Raw genomic sequence first — 18,760 nt, forward strand, 5'->3', positions numbered from 1 at the left:
TCAGTCTCTCACTGTCCACTGGGGACCATTGGGGGTGTCCTCCACCGCGATACCCGCCTCGGTCAGCCGGTCGCGGAGGGCGTCCGCCCTCGCGAAGTCCCGGTCCGCGCGGGCCTGCGTGCGGTCGGCCAGCATCGCCTCCACCAGTCTGCCCAGCGCGTCCGCCTCCGCGCCGGTGTGCTCGGCCCACCGCTGCGACAGCGGGTCGACGCCGAGCACGTCGACCATCGCCCGCACCGTGCCGGCCAGCTCCGCCGCCTTGGCGTCGTCGCCCGCGTCGAGCGCGGCGTTGCCGTCCCGCACGGTGTTGTGCAGGACCGCGAACGCCTGCGGCGTGCCGAGGTCGTCGTCGAGCGCGTCGCCGAACTCGGCCGGGACCGCGCCGACAGGCACCTCGCCGGCCTGCCCGGCCACCCGGCGCAGGAAGTGCTCGATCCGCCGGTAGCCGTGCGCGGACTCGGACAGCGCCTCGTCGGAGTACTCGATGGTGGAGCGGTAGTGCGGCTGGATGAGGTAGAAGCGCAGCTCCACCGGGCGGTGCCTGCGCAGCATCTGCGGGATCGAGACGATGTTGCCCAGCGACTTCGACATCTTCTCGCCGGACAGCGTCACCCAGGCGTTGTGCAGCCAGTACCGCGCGAAGCCGTCGCCCGCGGCGTGCGACTGCGCCCGTTCGTTCTCGTGGTGCGGGAAGACCAGGTCCACCCCGCCGCCGTGGATGTCGAACTCCGAGCCGAGGTAGGTCGTGGCCATCGCCGAGCACTCCAGGTGCCAGCCGGGCCGCCCGTCGCCCCACGGCGTCGGCCAGGACGGTTCACCCGGCTTGCTGCCCTTCCACAGGGTGAAGTCGCGGGGGTCGCGCTTGGCCCCGGTCTGCGACTCGCCCTGCTGCACCTCGTCCGGGCGCTGGTTGGACAGCACGCCGTAGTCGTCGAACGAGCCCACCGAGAAGTAGACGTCGCCGCCCTCGGCGTAGGCGTGTCCGCGGTCCAGCAGCCGCTGGATCAGGTCGATCATCTGGGTGATGTGCCCGGTCGCGCGCGGGGTCGCGGAGGGGGGCAGGCAGCCCAGCGCGTCGAAGGCCTCCTCGAACGCCCGTTCGTGGGTGGCCGCCCACTCCCACCAGGGCCTGCCCGCGTCGGCGGCCTTGGCGATGATCTTGTCGTCGATGTCGGTGACGTTGCGGACCAGCAGCACGTCCATCCCCTTGTGGACGAGCCAGCGGCGCAGCACGTCGTAGTTCAGCGCACCCCGGACGTGCCCGATGTGCGGGACGCCCTGCACGGTGGCCCCGCAGACGTACATGGTCGCCGTGCCGGTCCGCGCGGGCGTGAACTCGCGCACCTGCCTGGTCGCGGTGTCGAACAGTCGAAGGGCCACGTCGTCAGATGGTACGGGTCAAAGCACGGCGTGTTCGCGCAGGGCGGCCAGCAATCCGTCCGTCCGCTCCGCCGTCGGGAGCGGTTCCACCTGCGCGAACGCGCAGCCCAGACGGCGGGCGCCGCCGTCCGCCTCCGCGCTGTCGCCCACCATGAGGGTCCGTTCGGGGGCCGCGCCGAGCCGGTCCAGCACGAGGCGGAAGACGGCCGGGTCGGGTTTGATCGCGCCCACCTCGTAGGAGAGCACGAACTCGTCGACGTGGGCGTCCAACCCGTGCGCGGCGAAGGCGGGCCGGATGTCGAACGCGATGTTGCTCAGCACCCCCACCGACACCCCGCGTCCGGCCAGCGCCCCGAGCGCCGGGCCCGCGTCGGGGTAGGGCGTCCACTCGGACGGGTCGACGAGCCTGCGGTACAGCGCCTTCGCCTGTTCCACCCCCGGGACACCGGACTGCCGCAGCACCTCCAGGTACACCTTCCGGTGCAGCGCCGGGTCCAGGTCGCGGTTCTCCCAGGCGTGCCGGTGTTCGTCGTCGAGGTCGACGGTCAACGTCACCGGCGCGGTCATCCTCCGCAGCAGCTCGGCCTGCGCCTCGACGTCGAGCGGGTCGCCGTCGTGGTCGGTGAGGTCGGTCAGCCAGTCGGGGTCGTGCTCCAGACGGAACAGGGTGCCGGAGAAGTCGAACAGCACCGCGTCGACGCTCACCGCGGCTCCCCGTCCCGCGGCAGCAGCAGTGCGCTCGCCACGGCCGCGAGGCCCTCACCGCGCCCGGTGAGGCCGAGACCGTCGCTGGTCGTCGCGGACACGGCCACCGGCCCGCCGGCCGCCGTGCCGAGCGTCTCCTCGGCCTCCGCGCGGCGGGGGCCGATCCGGGGAGCGTTGCCGATCACCTGCACGACGGCGTTGCCCAGGCGGTGGCCCGCCGTCTCGACCCGGCCGCGCACCTCCGCCACGAGCTCGGTGCCGTGCGCGCCGGCCCAGCGGTCGTCGCCCGTGCCGAACACCGAACCGAGATCCCCCAGCCCGGCCGCCGACAGCAGCGCGTCACACAGCGCGTGCGCGGCCACGTCACCGTCCGAGTGACCCGTGCAGCCGTCCACGCCCGGCCAGTGCAGCCCGGCGATCCAGCACTCCCGGCCCACCTCGACGGGGTGGACGTCGACGCCCTGGCCGATCCTCATGGTTCTCCCTCCGCCTCCAACAGCGCCTCCAGTACGGCGCGGTCGAAGGCCGTGCGCACCCGCATCCCGTGGGGGTGTCCCGGCACCGTGTGGACGGCGGCGCCGCAGGTGGTCAAGGGGTCGGCAAGGTCGGCGTCGGTGAGCGCGTCGGCGGTGAATCCCCACGGCGCCAGCGTCCGGCGCAGACCGTCCCGGTCCCGGGTGCCCAGCAGCAGGTCGTCGGGGTCGGTACGCTTCACCGTGTCGGTGACGGCCTCCACCGGCACCACCGCCCGGGCCCCGGCGCGCAGGGCCTCCACGACCGCGCGGACCGTCTCCGGCGGCGTACACGGGTACTCGGCGTCGTGCAGCAGGACCATGTCTGCCGACCCGGGCGCCACGGCGTCCCACGCGGACCGCAGCGAGCCGACACGGTCGTCCTGACCCGGGACGACGTCCACCGGACAGTGGTCAGCGCCCACAGAGACCGCGTCCAGAGCGGCCGCGCCCACGGAGGTGCCGGTTCCCCGGTATTCGTCCGCGGTGCCGGGCGGACCCGCCACGACGATCCGGTCGACACACCCCGACCGGGACAGCGCCCGCACACAGTGCGTCAGCGGTGATGTGTCACACACCTCGGCGAGTGCGCCCGAGCCCTGGACGTCCCCCGCTCCGAGGGGGATCAGTGCGAAGACGTTCAGAGCCGTCAGACCACCGTGGTGTCGAGCACCTCGTCCAGCAGCACCTCGGCCTTGCCTTCGTCGGTGCCCTCGGCGAGGGCGAGCTCACTGACCAGGATCTGCCGCGCCTTGGCCAACATGCGCTTCTCTCCCGCGGACAAACCACGGTCCTTCTCGCGCCGCCACAGGTCGCGCACCACTTCGGCCACCTTGTTCACGTCGCCCGAGGCGAGTTTCTCCACGTTGGCCTTGTACCGCCGAGACCAGTTCGTCGGTTCGTCGGTGTGTGGTGTCCGCAACACATCGAAAACGTGGTTCAAGCCGTCCTGGTTGACCACGTCACGCACGCCGACGACCTCGGCATTGTCGGCGGGAACGCGAACCGTGAGATCGCCTTGCGCGACTTTCAGGACGAGGTACTGTTTCTCCTCGCCCTTGATCACGCGGGTCTCGATTGCTTCGATGAGTGCGGCACCGTGGTGCGGGTAGACGACGGTCTCTCCGACCTTGAAAACCATGTGTCCTCTGCCCCTTTCGCTGTCCCCATCCTAGCACGCGGTTTCGCGGCCGAACCAGGCACCCGGCCTCGTCCTCGCAGGTCAGTGGCCTGAGCTGACCGGTCGAGGGGTTGACAAACACGTGATCCGCATACTCACGCAGGTGGGCCGCGGGGGTCGGGCGCGCCCAGGGAGGTCCACTCCGGACTGGGGCGGCCGGCACGGTGCAAGGTGTGCCACACGTCCGGGGCACCCGATGACGCGCACGGTCGCGCTGCGGATACTCTCCCGGAAAGGTAGCCCCAGGGAGAAGGGACTCGGAGAAGTGAAACGTCGCATGGTGTCCGCGGCCGTGGTCGCTGTCGGTGCCGCACTGCTCGTCTCCGGTTGCGCGGCGGGCCAGATCACGCAGACGGACTCCCAGGTCGCGACGATCAACGGAACCCGTGCCGAGGTCGGCGACATCGCCATCCGGAAGGCCGAACTCGCCTACCCCGAGGGTGACGCCCCGATCTACCGTGCGGGCACGAGCCCGGGCGTGGCCATGTACCTGGTGAACGAGGCCGAGTTGCAGGACGACACGCTGGTGTCGGCGAGCACCGACGCGGCCGCCAACGTCGTGCTGAACGGTTCGCGCGAGGTGCCCGCCCAGGGCACACTCGTGATCGCGCAGGGTGCCCAGGAGCAGCAGGCGGCCGAGGCGGCGCGGCCCGAGGTGGAGATCCAGACGCGGGCGGACATGACCCTGCAGGGCCTCAACCGGGACGTGCGCCCGAGCCAGACGGTGACCATGACGCTCACCTTCCGCGAGGCGGGCCGGGTCACCTTCGACATGCCCGCCGTCATCCCGGACACCCCCACCTTCGACGTCTCCCCCTCCCCGGCGGCCGAAGGCGGCCACTGAGCCCCCACCGCGGCTTTGCCGTGAAGGGCACCTTCCCTGCGTTGAGTGCCGTGAGGGGCACTTTCGCTGCGTGTGATGCAGGCAAAGTGCCCCTCACGGCGTCACCTTGGGCGGTGCGTCGGTGAGGTGCCTCCCGGGATCGTCGGTGGGGGGCGTTAGCGTCCGGGTGTGGTCAGGAAGGGTACGAGCTACCGCTGTGCGGAGTGCGGCCTCGAGGTCGCGAAGTGGGTGGGCCGCTGCCCGGAGTGCCACGCCTGGGGCACCATCGAGGAGCGCTCCGCCCCGACGAAGTCGCCGGTGGCTCAGGTCGCGGCCGGCGCGCCGAGCTCGCCCGCGAAGCCGATCTCCGAGGTCGACGTCGAGACCTCCCGTGCCCGTCCCACCGGGGTGGCCGAGCTGGACCGGGTGCTCGGCGGCGGCTTCGTCCCCGGTGCGGTGACGCTGCTCGCCGGGGAACCCGGCGTCGGCAAGTCGACGCTGCTGCTGGAGGTCACCCACCAGTGGGCCACGCACAGTGGCACCAGCGCGCTGTACGTGACGGGGGAGGAGTCGGCCGGCCAGGTGCGGCTGCGCGCCGAGCGCACCGGCAACGTCGCCGAGCGGATGTACCTCGCGGCCGAGAGCGACCTCTCCGCGGTGTTCGGCCACGTTGACGACGTCAAGCCCGGGTTGTTGATCGTGGACTCGGTGCAGACGATGTCGTCCCCGCAGGCCGAGGGCGCACCCGGCGGGGTGACGCAGGTGCGGGCCGTGGCGTCCGCGCTGGTGGCGCTGGCCAAGGAGCGGGGCCTGCCGGTGGTGCTCGTCGGGCACGTGACCAAGGAGGGCTCGGTCGCCGGGCCGCGGGTGCTGGAGCATCTGGTGGACGTCGTGCTCCAGTTCGAGGGGGACAAGCACTCGACGCTGCGCATGGTGCGCGGGGTGAAGAACCGTTTCGGCGCCGCCGACGAGATCGGCTGCTTCGAACTGCACGACGAGGGCATCGTCGGTGTCGCCGACCCGTCCGGGCTCTTCCTGAACCGGCACGCCGAGGCCGTCCCGGGCACCGCCGTCACCGTCACTGTCGAGGGCAAACGCCCCCTGCTGGGGGAGGTGCAGGCCCTCGTGGCCGACTCCGCCCTGCCGCAGCCCCGGCGTGCCGTCAGCGGACTCGACTCGTCCCGGGTGAGCATGGTGCTGGCGGTGCTGGAGAAGCGCACCGGTCATCCGCTCGGCGGGAAGGACGTCTACACCGCCACCGTGGGCGGGATGAAGGTGACCGAACCGGCGGTGGACCTCGCCGTCGCCCTGGCGGTGTGGTCGGCGATGAGCGACCGGGCGTTGTCCCCACGGCTGGTGGCGATCGGCGAGGTCGGCCTCGCGGGGGAGATCCGCCGGGTGACCGGCGTCGGCCGCCGCCTGGCCGAGGCCGCGCGCCTCGGCTTCACCCATGCCTTCGTCCCCCCGGACGCGGGCCCCCTCCCGGACGGCATCAAGACCCGCGAAGTCACCAACCTCGCCGAAGCCCTCAACACCCTCTGACCTCCCACCTCCCCAGGCGCGGCGCCGGTGTGGTGCCGTGAGGGCCCCCTTGCCTGCGCTGGGTGCCGTGAAGGACTCCTTCACTGCATGTGACGCAGTGAAGGAGTCCTTCACGGCACACTCCATGGGTAGGCAACGGCTCCTTTCATGCTCCCTTTGTCCACAGGGCGGTGCCCGTCCACAGCCGCATGTCCGCGTGGGTGCTGAAGAGGTGCGGTCGCGATGGAGTGGGGCCCATGAAGCAAGGACGTTGGGCCGATCGGCTCGAGATCATCCGACAGCGCAGCAGGAACCGGGTCATCAGGGTGGCAACCCTTGAGGCGGAGGGGATGGACAGCTCCACCGTCTATCGTCGGTGCTTGCCGGGTGGTCCGTGGCGGAGGCTCCTCCCCGGTGTCGTGATGTTGCAGAACTCCGCCCCGACCCGCGAGCAGATGGTCATCGCCGCGCTGCTCTACGCGGGGCCGCGGGCCCTGGTGACCGGAGTCGAAGCATGCCGGAGGCAGAATCTCCGGACAGGTCCGGGCCGCGAGCACGATCCCATCCACGTGTTGACCCCACATGACGAAAAGGTCGTCAGCAGCGGCTTCGTGGTGGTCGAGCGCACCCATCGGTTACCGGCCACCGTCTTCAGCGGCCAGGTGCCACTCGCTCCGGTAGGGAGAGCGGCTCTCGACGCCGCGCGCAAGCTGCGCTCGTCGGACGATATCGCGAAACTCCTGATCGAAGCTGTGCAGCGGGGTGGCTGTACCGTTCGCGGACTTCGGTCGGAACTCGAACACGGTTCGCAACGCGGTACCGCGATCCCGAGGCGCATTCTCGGTGACATCGCCGGGCTCCGATCCGTGGCCGAGCTACACGGTCGCCAGCTGACGAATCACCTGAGCGTTCCGCCGACACACTGGAATCCTGCGCTGTACACCCCGGACGGCACCTACATCGGTCGGCCGGATGCGTGGTGGGACGATGTCGGCCTCGCATGGGAGATCGATTCTGTCGAGTTTCACTACTCAAGCGGTGACTATGCGCAGACGCTGGCACGGAACGGCCGCTATGCCCAGACGGGCATAGTCGTGTTGCAGACCCTGCCGTCCCGACTCCGCAGCGCGACCGCCGCTGTGGTCGGCGAACTCGACGCCGCCTACCGCGCTGCCGCCGCGCGCCCACGTCCCGATGTCCGCCTGAAACCGGCGGTCTGACTCCCCGCAGCGCAGTGCCGGCGTGTTGCCGTGAAGGACTCCTTCCCTGCGTCAGGTGCAGCGAAGGAGTCCTTCACGGTACTCAGAGCAGGCAAGGAGTCCTTCACGGCACAACCCCGGTCACGTCTCCGAGAGGAGGCGGGCGCAGCGGATGAGGCCGATGTGGGAGTAGGCCTGGGGGTGGTTGCCGAGGGAGCGTTCGGCGACCGGGTCGTACTGCTCCGGCAGGAGGCCGGTGGGGCCCGCCGCGTCCATCATCTGCTCGAACAGTTCCTGCGCCTCGGTGCGGCGGCCGCTGAGCAGGTACGCCTCGATCATCCACGCCGCGCACAGGTGGAAACCGCCCTCCTCACCGGGCAGGCCGTCGTCGCGGTGGTAGCGGTACACCGTCGACCCGCTGCGCAGCTCCGCCTCGATCGCCGTCACGGTCGACTGGAACCGCTCGTCCTGCGGGTCCAGCAGCCCGGACAGGCCGACGAACAGCGACGCGGCGTCGAGGTCGGTGCCGTCGTAGGCGGTGGTGTAGGCGCGGACGGTCGGGTTCCAGCCGTTCTCGAGTACGTCGGCGGCGATCTCGTCGCGCAGTTCCGGCCAACCTGTGGGCACCGGACGGCCGTAGATCTCGGCGAGCTTGATCGCACGGTCGATCGTCACCCAGCACATCACCCGGGAGTACACCCGGTGCCGCGGCACGTGGCGCTCCTCCCAGATGCCGTGGTCGGGCTCGGACCAGCGGCGGGTGACGGCCTCCGCCATCGCCCGCACCATCTGCCAGTCCTCGTCGCGCAACTCCCCCCGCGCCTCCGCCAGGGTCATCACCAGCTCCACCACGGGCCCGAACACGTCGAGCTGCACCTGGTGGTTGGCGAGGTTGCCGACCCGCACCGGGCGCGACCCCTTGTAGCCGGGCAGCGAGTCGATCACCGCCTCAGCACCGATCTGCGTCCCGGCGAGCGTGTACAGCGGGTGCAGCCGTTCCGGACCGGCCAGCGTGGACAGCACCCCGTGCAGCCAGCGCAGGAACCCCTCGGCCTCGTCCAGCGAGCCGAGGGTGACCAGCTCGCGCACGGTCATCGCGCCGTCGCGGATCCAGCAGTAGCGGTAGTCCCAGTTGCGCACCCCGCCGAGCTCCTCGGGCAGGGAGCTGGTGGCCGCGGCCATCACACCGCCGGTGTCGGTGTCGGCGAGTCCGCGCAGGGTCAGCGCCGACCGGGCGACGAGGTCGGGCGCCACCTGCGGGAGCTTCAGCGTCGTGGCCCATTCGCTCCAGTACCGGCCCGCCCGCGCACGGCGGTCGACCTCGGACAGGTCGTGCGGACCGAGGTCGGTGGTGCCGCACCGCAGCTCCAGCACCACGGGCCGGTCCGGCTCCAGCTCGACGAGCGCGGTCGCGGTGTCGTTCAGCCCGTCGTTGGTGATCTCCCACTGCACGCCCGGCGAGCGCAGCACGAACGGCTCGGACGTGCCGAGCACCCGCAGTCCGTCCTCCTCCCGCAGGAGCCGCACCGGCACCCCGCCGAACTCCGGCCGCGGCGCGAACACCACCGACGCCGGCGTCTCCCCACTGATGACCCGCACCAGGTCGGTGCGGTGCGGTGGGCTCTCCGGCTCCAGGTAGTCCGTGACCAGCAGCCGCGACCAACGGGTTTCCACGGTCATCGTGTTCGGCAGGTACCGCTGCCCCAGTGGCAGACCGTTGCGGTGCGGCTTCACCGAGAAGTGCCCCGCGCCCTCGCCGCCGAGCAGGTCGGCGAACACGGCGGGCGCGTCCGGGCCGGGGTGGCACAGCCACGTGAGCTTCGCGTCCGGCGTCAGCAGCGCCACCGACCGCTCACTGGCCAGCATCGACAACCGTTCGATGGGCGGGGCCTGTTTGCCGTAGAGCCAGTTGCGCCGTTCCTCCAGCAGGAACGCGAGCACGGTGGCGACGTCGGTGGTGTCGGCGATGCGGTACTGGGCCAGCGTCTCCCCGTCGCCGACCTTCACCCCGAGGTCGGGTCCGGTCAGCCGGGCGAACGCCTTCTCGTCGGTGACGTCGTCGCCGAGAAACACCGCGGCGGTGGCGCCCGCCTGGTGGCGCAGGGTGTCGAGGGCCTGCCCCTTGTCGGTGCGCACGACCGACAGCTCGACGACCTCCTTGCCGTCGGTCGTCGTCACCCCGTCCCAGGTGGAGGGTCCCGCGTGGACGGCGTCCACGACCCGGCGTGCCTCGTCGCGGTCGGCCCTGCGGACGTGCACGGCGACCCCCGCTGGTTTGGCCTCCAGGGCCGCCCCGGAGACGCCGTCGGTGATCCGCTCCACCTCGGCCTGCACGGCGCGGTGGAGCTCGCGCGCCTCGGGGTCCAGCGCGTGCACGAAACCGATGTCGAACTCGGAGCCGTGGCTGCCGACGAGGTGCACCTCGGCGGGCAGCCGGGAGAGGATGGCGAGGTCGCGCAGGGCACGCCCGGAGATCACCGCGGTGGTGGTCTCGTGCAGCGCCGCCAACGACCGCAGCGCGCCGACGGACTCGGGGCGGGCGCGGGCGTCCTCCGGTTGGGTCGTGATCGGCGCCAGCGTCCCGTCGTAGTCGCAGGCGACCAGCAGGCGCGGCGTCCTGGCGATCTGCACTATCGCGCGCCGCAGCTCAGCAGGCAGGGCCTCAGCGGTCAACACTCCTCCTTCAGGGGAGCTACACAGTCAGTCCGGGGGACGTCAGGAGGCCGTTTCGGTCCCGAGCGCGTCGAGGAACGAGCGTGCCCACCTGTCCACGTCGTGCGTCAGGACCTGACGGCGCAAGGCGCGCATCCGGCGCCGCCCTTCCGCCGGGTCGAGAGTAATAGCTTGTTCGAGGGCGTTCTTCACCCCGTCCAGGTCGTGCGGGTTGACCAGGAAGGCGCTGTTCAGCTCGGCCGCCGCACCGGCGAACTCGGAGAGCACGAGGGCACCGCCGAGGTCGTGGCGGGCGGCGACGTACTCCTTGCAGACCAGGTTCATCCCGTCCCGCAGCGGGGTGACGACCATGACGTCCGCGGCGGCGAAGAACGCGGCCAGCTCCGAGCGGTGCACCGACTGGTGCAGGTAGTGCACCACCGGTCTGCCGACCCGGGCGAACTCGCCGTTGATCCGGCCCACCATCTGCTCGATGTCGCTGCGCATACGCTGGTAGTGCTCGACGCGCTCGCGGCTCGGCGTGGCGAGCTGGACGAACGTGACGTCCTCGGGTTTGACCCGCCCCTCCTGCAGCAGTTCGTGGAAGGCCTGCAGCCGCAGGTCGATGCCCTTGGTGTAGTCGAGGCGGTCGACGCCGAGCAGCACGGTCCTCGGGTCGCCGAGCTCGTGCCGCACCTCGGCCGCCCGCTCGGTGACGGCGCGGCTGCGGGACAGCGTGTCCAGCCCGGCCGCGTCGATCGAGATGGGGAACGCGCCGACCCGCACGGTGCGGTCGCCGACCTGCACCATGCCGGGCCGGGACCGCACCCCGACCGACCCGCGGCTGGGTTCCAGCCCGATCAGCTGGCGGGCCAGCCAGAGGAAGTTCTGCGCACCACCGGGCCGGTGGAACCCGACGAGGTCGGCGCCGATCAGCCCGCGCACGATCTCGGCCCGCCACGGCATCTGCATGAACAGCTCCACCGGCGGGAACGGGATGTGCAGGAAGAACCCGATCCGCAGGTCGGGACGCAGTTCCCGGAGCATCGTGGGTACCAGCTGGAGCTGATAGTCCTGCACCCACACCGTCGCGCCGTCGCCCGCCACGGCGGCGGCGGCCTCGGCGAATCGCCGGTTGACCCGGACGTAGCTCTCCCACCAGCTCCGGTCGAACACGGGCCGGGCCACCACGTCGTGGTACAGCGGCCAGAGCGTGGCGTTGGAGAAGCCCTCGTAGTAGTCCCGGACGTCGGTCGAGGTCAGCATCACCGGGTGCAGGATCAGGCCGTCGTCGGTGAACTCCTCCACCTCGACGTCCGGGACGCCGGGCCAGCCGACCCACGCGCCCTGACGGGAGCGGAGGAACGGTTCCAGCGCGGACACGAGCCCGCCGGGGCTCTGTGTCCAGCGCTGGGTTCCGTCGGAGGCGCGTTCGAGGTCGACCGGCAGACGGTTGGCCACGACCACGAATTCGGCCCGGGCGTGCGACTCGGCGTTTCCGGCGGGTGACATGGTTCAAACAGTATCGCGCGGGCGCTACTCCAGCGGGCGGCCAGTGTCCAGCGGGCCCGCCATCCGGGGTCCCGCCAGTTTGCGTTCGAGCCTGCTCAGGCCGGTGCGGACGGGTTGCGCGAGGAACTCCCCGAGCACCACGCCCGCGGCCAGCGCCAGGCCGATCGCGGCCGCCGTCATCAGTCCGGTGATGGTGCCGTTGTCGATCAGTTCGGACATGCCCCGGTAGGTGGCGAACCCGGGCAGCAGCGGGGTGATGCCGGAGACCGCGACCACCAGCGGCGTCACCTTGAGCCTCCGGGCGAGGACACCCCCACCGAGGCCGACGAGCGTGGTGGCGAAGGCCGCGCCGATGATCGGGTTGTACCCGAGGACGCTCAGGATCCCGTATCCGGTGGCACCCACCGCACCCGCGACCGCGGCGACCAGCAGCGGACGGATCTTCGAGTAGGACGCCAGCGCGAAGCAGGCCGCCGCCCCCGTGCCCGCGAACATCATGATGTGCAGTTCGCCGACGGCGGTGGAGGGCGCGATCGGGTCCGGCGCCCGGGACGCGCCGAACTGGATCGCGATGCTGATCCCGGCCGCCACCCCGGTGATCAGCCCGGCACTCATCAGCACGACCTCCAGCATCCGCCCGGCCGCGGTGACGTAGTAGCCGGTGATGGCGTCCTGCACCGCCGACACGGTGGACAGGCCGGACAGCAGCACGGTCAACGCGGCGGCCACCACGAGCGTGGGTCTCTGCAGTTCGAGGAAGTCCAGGTTGACGATCACCATGGCCGACAGGGTGGCGACGAACCCACCCGCGACCTGCTGGAAGAAGAACGGCAGGGAGTACCGGTTCAGCACGCGCCCCACCCGGTCCACCACGGAACTGATCAGGAACGCGGTGACCGGGGCCCAGGTGCCCCAGCCGCCGAGCAGCAGGGTGATGAACGCGGCCATGCCGCCCCAGGCCAGCGTGGAGACCCAGCGCGGGTAGGGGTGCTTGGCCGTGGTGAGCCGGTGCAGCTCGGTGTAGGCGTCCTCGGTGCTGATCCGGTTGTGGATCAGGCGTTGCACGAGCCGCTCGGTCTCCGACAGCCGCGTGTAGTCGAGGCTGCGGGAGCGGACGACGCGCAGCACGGTCACCGGGGGCAGGTCACTGCCCCGCAGGCAGCTCACCGTGACGGAGGTGAAGATGACGTCGACCTCGCACCGCGGCAGACCCAGTGCGCGGGTCAACGTCAGGATGGTGGCGGTGACGTCGGAGGCACCCGCTCCGTTCGCCATCTGGACCTCACCGATCCGGGTGACGAGGTCGAGCACCATGTGCACGGTCGCCTCGTCCGGAAGCTCCGGTCCGATGGCCCCTTCCGGTGCCGGCTGGACGGCGGGCAGTTCCCCGGTCGGGGCCTCCAGAACCTGCCAGGCCCGTTGCCGGGTCCTGCCGCCGCGCTGTTGCCGTGGCGAGCGCTTCTCGGTGTGCTCCTCGGCCGGTGCTTCCAGGATCTGCCACGCGTGCCGGCGCTTGGGTGCCGCCGCACGAGCGCGCGGCCTGAGCTTCATTTCCACCTCCTCGCGGGATCCCCGAAAGAACATCGGCCGCTTGTCACCGGCCGTTGCACACCGACGGTCGTGCCGTATACCACATTGTTGTAGTACGGTGACCCGTATCGAATGTAGTCGCTGCCAAACCGTTGAGCAGGGTCGTCCCGGGTGGTGGGCGGCCACTGTGGCGGAGATCGCGGCGGATATAGTTGGGGTGGAGCCCCCGTCGTCACGGGAGGCGTCCGGCCGGTATAGCTCAGTTGGTAGAGCGTCTGTCTTGTAAACAGAAGGTCAGGGGTTCGAGCCCCCTTGCCGGCTCAGTATCGGACAGCCGACGCCATGATCGGAAGTCCCCGGAGGTGCGGAGTGCGTCCGGTTCGTCACCGTCGGTGGAGAACCGGGCGGACGGTCCCGGTCCTCAGTCCGCCCGGGCGCGGGCACCGTCCAGGGTCGCGGCGGTGCTGCCGGTCGGCACCACCACGTGCAGCGCGTTGCGCTCGATCGTGAACAGCGTCGGCGTGGTCCCGGCGATCTCGCCGTCCACGGTGACGTCCGACGGCGGGTCGGTGCTCAGCCGCACCCGCCGGGTCGTCAGGTAGTGCACGTTGTCGTGCCGCACGAAGGTGCCGTCCCGCAGGCGGCGGGCGATCGTCACGTGCTCCGGCAGGCTGCCGCGCACGATGGCGACGAGGTCGAGTTCGTGGTCGTCGATGCCCGCGGTGGGCGAGATGGCGTTGCCCCCGCCGTAGTAGCGCCCGTTGCCGACCGTGACCTGGAGCAGGTCGTCGAGGTCCACCGGATCGTGGTCGCCGTCCGGGAACTCCAGCCGGGCCCGGAACGGCCGGTGCTGCCGGTACGCGCGGGCGGTGGCCACCGGGTAGGCCAGCGGGCCGAGGAACTTCTTCAGCCGCGCGGTCAACGCCTCGGTCACACCCACGGCCAGGCCCACCGAGGCGACGTTGAGCAGTGGTTCACCGTCCACCCGCCCCACGTCCACGTCCACGACCCTGCCCGAGGCCAGTGCGTGACAGGCGGTGACCGGGTCGGCGGGTACGTGCAGGGTCCGGGCGAAGTCGTTCGCGGTGCCCAGCGGCAGGATGCCCAGGGTGCGGTCGGTGCCCGCGAGCAGCCCCGCGGCGGTGCTGAGCGTGCCGTCGCCCCCGCCGACCACGATCAGGTCGTGGTCGGCGTCGATCACCTGCCGCAGGGTGGGTTCCATCTCGGCCCCGTCGGTGACCGCGTGCGTGGTCACCACGGGCAGTCCCGTGCGCGCCAGCCGGCGCACGACCGGCCCGTAGTGCTCCGCTCCACGCCGGGAGCCGGTGTTGACGACGACCGCGACGCGCCGGGCCTCTGCCGCTTCCCGCACCATGACCCGAGACTATGCCCGGTCGTGTACGGCGGCGGTGTGGCGTGTTCCGGGCCGGGTCGGTCGCCCCCTGTGCCCGGCCCGGCACCCCGGGAGAGGGGTGGTCCGGGAGAAGCGCCGAAGTCCGGCAAACCACGAAAATCCGGTCACCGCAACGCGGCGAACTCGGCGCCGCGGTCACGTACAGTCGGATTCGTCGCCGTTGTGCCGAGGAGTTCGATGTGGACACGGCAGTGAACCGACAGACCCCGAACCGAGTGCCGGGCCAGTCCCGCCGTCGGAACGACCGATCCTGCGACCGTCCTCCCGACTGGGCGGCCGTGCGGTTCATCCAGGATTCCTCCCACCAGCTCGCGCTGTCGCTGAACGTGCGCCGCACGATGCTGCGCGCACTGCGCCTGGCCGTTCCCTACCTGGGGGACTGGGCGATGGTCGCGGTGTTCGACGACATGGGGGCGTGGGTCGTCGGCGGGGCGGAGGAGGCGTCGGTGGACGCGTCCGTCGCCCCCGTGCCCGTCGGCAGGCTCGACCCGGGCAGTGCCCTGCCCCGGATCAAGCGCGTCGGCCACACGGAGCTGCGCACCGCGCGGGACGACGATCTGCACGCCGTGCTGCGGGACCTCGTTCCGCTGGAAACGCTCCGGGAGCAGGCGGAGAGCCTCGAACCGTCGAGCGTGCTCGCGGTGGGGCTGGACAGCGGTGGCACCACGAACGGTGTGCTGGTCACCGTCACCGGCCCCGACCGCGCCTACACCGACGGTGAGGTGCGGCTGACCGAGGAGTTCGGGCGTCGGGTCGCCGTCGCGGTGCAGTCGGCGAAGCTGTACGAGGAGCGGGCGGAGATGGCGGAGGCGCTGCAGGAGACTCTGCGACCGCCCGAGCTGCCGCAGTATCCGGAGGTCCGGATGGCGGCGCGGTACCGCTCCTCCTCCGAACGCACCGACATCGGTGGTGACTTCTACGACGTCCACGGCGCCGCGGACGATTTCACCGCGGTGATCGGGGACGTCTGCGGCAAGGGCATCCGGGCCGCGATGCTCACCGGCCTGGCGCGGCAGACGATCAAGACGGCCGCGCACGTCGACCGGTCACCGTCCCGCGTGCTGCGCACGTTGAACGAGGTGCTGCGCACCCAGCCGGAGAAGCGCTTCGTCAGTCTCGCCTGCGTCCGGCTGCGCCGGGGGCGGGACGACGGGGACCTGCTCGCCACCCTGGCCGTGGCCGGGCATCCACCCCCGCTGGTGCTGCGCCGGGACGGCACCGTCGACGAACCCGACGCGCGCGGCACGGTGGCGGGCATCGTGCCGAACCTGTCCTACGACGAGGTGGATTTCCGGCTCGCCCCGGGGGAGACGCTGTTGCTCTACACCGACGGGGTGGACGAGGCGCGGGGCCCGTACGGATTCTTCGGCGCCGACCGGCTGCGGCGTCTGCTGCCGCACTACGCGGGCGCGAGCCCGGCGACGGTGTGCGAGGCGGTCGAGCAGCACGTGGTCGAGCACATCGGCGGCGAGGGCCACGACGACATCGCGGTGTTGGCGATCCGGAACGAGAGCTGACCGTGCCGCGGGCGGTGTCGGGCGCGGGGGCGAGGGACCTGACGGAGCTGGTGCGGCCGTTGGAGCGGGCGCTGGTTCTGGGCGACACCGCGCAGGCCACCGCGATGGTCGAACAGGCTCTCGACGCGGGGAGCGACCCGGTGGCCGTGCTCTCCGGTCTACTGGCGCCGATCCAACGCCGGATCGGCGAGCGCTGGCAGCGTGGTGAGTGGTCGGTGGCGCAGGAACACATCGCCACCGGCGTCTCGGTGGCGGTCACCGAGTGTGTCGCCCAGCGGGTGCGGCAGTGGTACCCGGTGACCCGGGGGCGCACCGTGGTCGGCTGCCCGGAACGCGAGTGGCACGCGCTGCCGGCGCTGATGGTGGGGACCGCGCTGCGCAGGCAGGGGTGGGAGGTGACCTACCTGGGCGCGGCCACCCCGGCGGAGCGGCTGTCGTCGCACCTGCAGAAGCTCGACCCGGTCGCGGTGGCGGTGAGCACCTCGTTGGCGGGCGGTCTGCCCCACGCCCGCCGCTTCATCGAGGCCGCGACGACGGTGGGCGTCCCGGTCATCGCGGGCGGGGCCGCGTTCGGGCCGGACGACGCCCGGGCCCGTGCTCTCGGCGCGACCGCGTGGGCGGCGAGCCCGCAGGAGGCGTTCGCTCTGCTCGAACGCCTGCCGACCACGGTCGACCCGGTCGAGCCGCTGCCCGCGGAACCGTTGGCCGAGCAGCGCGCCCTGGAACTGACCCACCACCGGCTCGTCGAGCGGGTGACGCAGCGGTGGCGCCCCGATGCCGCGGAGGTCGTGTCCGGCCCCTGGCAAAGCACCGACGCGGAGAGCGACCTGGCCTCCGTGCTGCACGACTGTGTCGAGCAACCGCTGCGCACCCTGCAGGGTGCGCTGATCACCGGTGACGACCGGCTCGTGCGCGAGGTCGCCGACTGGGCGCGGACGGTGCTCGTCGAACGGCGGATCGACGACGGGGCCTTCGCCGACCTCGGCGCCGAACTCGCCGCCGTACTGGACGACCTGCCATTGGCGTGGTCTCTGCTGGAACGTCACTGGGCCGCGTGACCGGCCCGGGCCCGGCGGGCGCCGCGATGCCATGCCCCCGAGGTCGGGTCGCGGCCGACGGACACTCCGGATATCACGCTTCGTAACCGGAAACGGGTCGAGTAGTACCTGAACGTGTCCGCACGAAACCGCACGAGCGCGTTACCGTTGGTGGTACAGATCACAGGATCAGCACTCGGTAGGGAGGCTGACGTGGAGATCATCGGTCGAGCACGGTGGGGCGCGCGGTATCCGGACGGGTTCCGGAACGCGCCACTGCCCGCCTCGGAGGTGTGGCTACACCACTCGGTGACCCCGGCACCGGAGTGGAACTTCGCCGACGAGGCCGCCGCGGTCCGCCGCCTCGAACAGATCGGCCAGGAACGGTTCGGCGGCGGGATCAGCTACACGTTCGTGGTGCCCCCGTCCGGGCGGGTCTTCGAGGGACACAGTGTGCACCGCCAGGGCGCGCACACCGGCGGGCGCAACGACTTCTCGCGGGCGATCTGCCTGATCGGCAACTACGAGCGGCGGCGGGTGAGCAGACAGCAGGTCGACGCGGTGGCCGCGCTGCTGCGGCACGGCCACGCGCGGGGCTGGTGGCGGCAGGCCCGGCTCACCGGGGGCCACCGGGATGCCCCGGGCGCTTCCACGCTGTGCCCCGGCCGCTACGCGCAGGCACGCATCGCAGAAATCAACCGTTCGGCACAGGAGGACGACATGCCCAGCTCCGACGAGGTCGCCCGGGCCGTGTGGACCCACTGGATCTACAACCGCAGGCTCAAGCGCCGCGAGTACTCCGAGACCCTGTTGGGCAGCTCCGAGGACCGCATCATCCGACAGCAGATCGCGCCGCTGCGCGGCGAGGTCGCCGCCATCCGCAACCTGGTCGAGCAGCTCGTCGCCGGCGGGGAGGTGGACAACACCGCTGTCGAGGAGGCCGCCCGCAGGGGTGTCCGGCGCGCACTGGACGAGAGCGAGGCCGAGGCCGAGGCCGACTCGGTGGCGGTCGAGCGCTACGACGCCGCCTCCGCCTACGACGTCCCGGAGCCGACGGAGTCACCGGAGTCACCTCCACCGGCGCCCCCGGACCCGTCGGCCACGGCCGGGGAGGGTGACCGGACCACGGCCTGAAGCCCGGTACCCCGTCCGTGGTGCCTCAGTTGCCGGGCGGTCCGTCGGGGAGCCCGGCGAGGAGATCACGCACACCGGACACGGCCGGGTGGTGTTCCCCGTGTTCGCCCAGCAGGTCGTCGAGCAGGGTGGTCAGCGTGCGCCGGGCCTCGGCGCGGCGGCCCGCGCCGAGCTGCCACAACCCGATCCGCCTGCGCAGCTCGATGGGGCGGGGGTCGGACGGCCCGAACACCCGCTCCTCGTCGCCGCGCAGCCGGTGGGCGACGTCCAGCGCCGTCGTCGTGTGCCCGAGCCGGGCGTGGCACTCCGCGTACTGCACGCGGCAGCGGAACACGAGTTCGGTGTCCGGGCCGTCCCGCGCGGTGAGATCGTCGATCAACGCCTCGTACGCCGGGGCGGCCGTGCGGTAGTCCCCGCCCTCGAACAGGACGTTGGCCCACTCCAGGCGGACATTGACCACGTCCGGGTCGGCGGCGCCGAACGTGGCGACCGCGTCCGTGGCGGTGGCGTCGAGGATCTCGGCGGCCTCCCGGTAGCGGGCCTGGGTGGCCAACTCCCCGGCGTCGGCCCGGGCCCGGTCCAGGTCGTCCCGGGTGACCGTGTGCGCCGGTCGCGGTGTCGGTGCCCCGGGCCGCGTCGCGGTC

General features: G+C 71.6%; 15 protein-coding genes, 1 tRNA gene and 1 pseudogene. 7 read left to right on the forward strand and 10 right to left on the reverse strand.

Annotation, left to right across the window (positions count from 1 at the left end; all coding sequences use genetic code 11):
- The 5 genes from cysS to SACPADRAFT_RS0220075 form a co-directional block, all read right to left on the reverse strand.
- Positions 1 to 1,380 (reverse strand): cysteine--tRNA ligase, encoded by a 1,380-nt coding sequence (gene cysS / locus SACPADRAFT_RS0220055; protein ID WP_007023097.1) that lies wholly within the window; start codon positions 1,378 to 1,380, stop codon positions 1 to 3.
- 18 nt (positions 1,381 to 1,398) lie between these two features.
- The gene (locus SACPADRAFT_RS0220060; protein ID WP_007023096.1) at positions 1,399 to 2,085 is read right to left on the reverse strand and encodes an HAD family hydrolase; all 687 of its coding nucleotides are present in this window, start codon (positions 2,083 to 2,085) and stop codon (positions 1,399 to 1,401) included.
- Entirely contained in the window at positions 2,082 to 2,561 is a 480-nt protein-coding gene (gene ispF, locus SACPADRAFT_RS0220065) for a 2-C-methyl-D-erythritol 2,4-cyclodiphosphate synthase (RefSeq protein ID WP_007023095.1), read from the reverse strand. Before ispF ends, SACPADRAFT_RS0220060 begins: the two co-directional genes overlap by 4 nt.
- Complete coding sequence (locus SACPADRAFT_RS0220070) at positions 2,558 to 3,175, reverse strand: IspD/TarI family cytidylyltransferase (protein ID WP_007023094.1); 618 nt, start codon at positions 3,173 to 3,175, stop codon at positions 2,558 to 2,560. Before SACPADRAFT_RS0220070 ends, ispF begins: the two co-directional genes overlap by 4 nt.
- A gap of 71 nt (positions 3,176 to 3,246) precedes the next feature.
- On the reverse strand, positions 3,247 to 3,738 hold the full coding sequence (locus SACPADRAFT_RS0220075; RefSeq protein ID WP_007023093.1) for a CarD family transcriptional regulator: 492 nt from the start codon (positions 3,736 to 3,738) through the stop codon (positions 3,247 to 3,249).
- 235 nt (positions 3,739 to 3,973) lie between these two features.
- Here SACPADRAFT_RS0220075 and SACPADRAFT_RS0220080 point away from each other — a divergent pair, with 235 nt between their 5' ends.
- The 3 genes from SACPADRAFT_RS0220080 to SACPADRAFT_RS0220090 all read left to right on the forward strand — a co-directional run bounded on the left by SACPADRAFT_RS0220080 (position 3,974) and on the right by SACPADRAFT_RS0220090 (position 7,341).
- On the forward strand, positions 3,974 to 4,621 hold the full coding sequence (locus SACPADRAFT_RS0220080; RefSeq protein ID WP_007023092.1) for a copper chaperone PCu(A)C domain-containing protein: 648 nt from the start codon (positions 3,974 to 3,976) through the stop codon (positions 4,619 to 4,621).
- Between the two features lie 168 nt (positions 4,622 to 4,789).
- Positions 4,790 to 6,142: a DNA repair protein RadA gene (gene radA, locus SACPADRAFT_RS0220085; protein ID WP_007023091.1), complete on the forward strand. Its 1,353-nt coding sequence runs from the start codon at positions 4,790 to 4,792 to the stop codon at positions 6,140 to 6,142.
- Positions 6,143 to 6,378: 236 nt separating this feature from the next.
- Positions 6,379 to 7,341 (forward strand): hypothetical protein, encoded by a 963-nt coding sequence (locus tag SACPADRAFT_RS0220090; protein WP_007023090.1) that lies wholly within the window; start codon positions 6,379 to 6,381, stop codon positions 7,339 to 7,341.
- Between the two features lie 120 nt (positions 7,342 to 7,461).
- On the opposite strand, the gene otsB is transcribed toward SACPADRAFT_RS0220090, so the two are convergent.
- Genes otsB through SACPADRAFT_RS0220105 form a run of 3 tightly spaced genes read right to left on the reverse strand, consistent with a single transcriptional unit; the run spans position 7,462 to position 13,035 of the window.
- Positions 7,462 to 9,993 carry a trehalose-phosphatase gene (gene otsB / locus SACPADRAFT_RS0220095; protein WP_007023089.1) on the reverse strand — a complete coding sequence of 844 codons (2,532 nt, stop codon included), beginning with the start codon at positions 9,991 to 9,993 and terminating at the stop codon, positions 7,462 to 7,464.
- Positions 9,994 to 10,035: 42 nt separating this feature from the next.
- Positions 10,036 to 11,484: an alpha,alpha-trehalose-phosphate synthase (UDP-forming) gene (locus tag SACPADRAFT_RS0220100; protein WP_007023088.1), complete on the reverse strand. Its 1,449-nt coding sequence runs from the start codon at positions 11,482 to 11,484 to the stop codon at positions 10,036 to 10,038.
- Between the two features lie 24 nt (positions 11,485 to 11,508).
- Positions 11,509 to 13,035, reverse strand: a complete 1,527-nt coding sequence (locus tag SACPADRAFT_RS0220105) for a threonine/serine exporter family protein (RefSeq protein ID WP_007023087.1) — start codon at positions 13,033 to 13,035, stop codon at positions 11,509 to 11,511.
- A 227-nt stretch (positions 13,036 to 13,262) separates the two neighbouring features.
- Between SACPADRAFT_RS0220105 and SACPADRAFT_RS0220110 the strand changes: the two genes are divergently transcribed.
- A tRNA-Thr gene (locus SACPADRAFT_RS0220110) sits at positions 13,263 to 13,335 on the forward strand.
- Positions 13,336 to 13,435: 100 nt separating this feature from the next.
- Here SACPADRAFT_RS0220110 and SACPADRAFT_RS0220115 read toward each other — a convergent pair.
- Positions 13,436 to 14,389, reverse strand: a complete 954-nt coding sequence (locus SACPADRAFT_RS0220115; RefSeq protein ID WP_007023086.1) for a lipid kinase — start codon at positions 14,387 to 14,389, stop codon at positions 13,436 to 13,438.
- A 218-nt stretch (positions 14,390 to 14,607) separates the two neighbouring features.
- Between SACPADRAFT_RS0220115 and SACPADRAFT_RS0220120 the strand changes: the two genes are divergently transcribed.
- From SACPADRAFT_RS0220120 to SACPADRAFT_RS0220130, 3 genes are all read left to right on the forward strand, one after another.
- The gene (locus SACPADRAFT_RS0220120) at positions 14,608 to 15,945 is read left to right on the forward strand and encodes a PP2C family protein-serine/threonine phosphatase (protein ID WP_007023085.1); all 1,338 of its coding nucleotides are present in this window, start codon (positions 14,608 to 14,610) and stop codon (positions 15,943 to 15,945) included.
- Positions 15,946 to 15,947: 2 nt separating this feature from the next.
- The gene (locus SACPADRAFT_RS0220125) at positions 15,948 to 17,003 is read left to right on the forward strand and encodes a cobalamin B12-binding domain-containing protein (protein WP_007023084.1); all 1,056 of its coding nucleotides are present in this window, start codon (positions 15,948 to 15,950) and stop codon (positions 17,001 to 17,003) included.
- Positions 17,004 to 17,195: 192 nt separating this feature from the next.
- Positions 17,196 to 18,116: an N-acetylmuramoyl-L-alanine amidase gene (locus tag SACPADRAFT_RS0220130; protein ID WP_007023083.1), complete on the forward strand. Its 921-nt coding sequence runs from the start codon at positions 17,196 to 17,198 to the stop codon at positions 18,114 to 18,116.
- A gap of 25 nt (positions 18,117 to 18,141) precedes the next feature.
- Here SACPADRAFT_RS0220130 and SACPADRAFT_RS33355 read toward each other — a convergent pair.
- Positions 18,142 to 18,760 (reverse strand): annotated as a pseudogene (locus SACPADRAFT_RS33355) (serine/threonine protein kinase); the annotation flags it as partial.

This window comes from Saccharomonospora iraqiensis subsp. paurometabolica YIM 90007 (assembly GCF_000231035.2).
GTDB lineage: Bacteria > Actinomycetota > Actinomycetes > Mycobacteriales > Pseudonocardiaceae > Saccharomonospora > Saccharomonospora paurometabolica.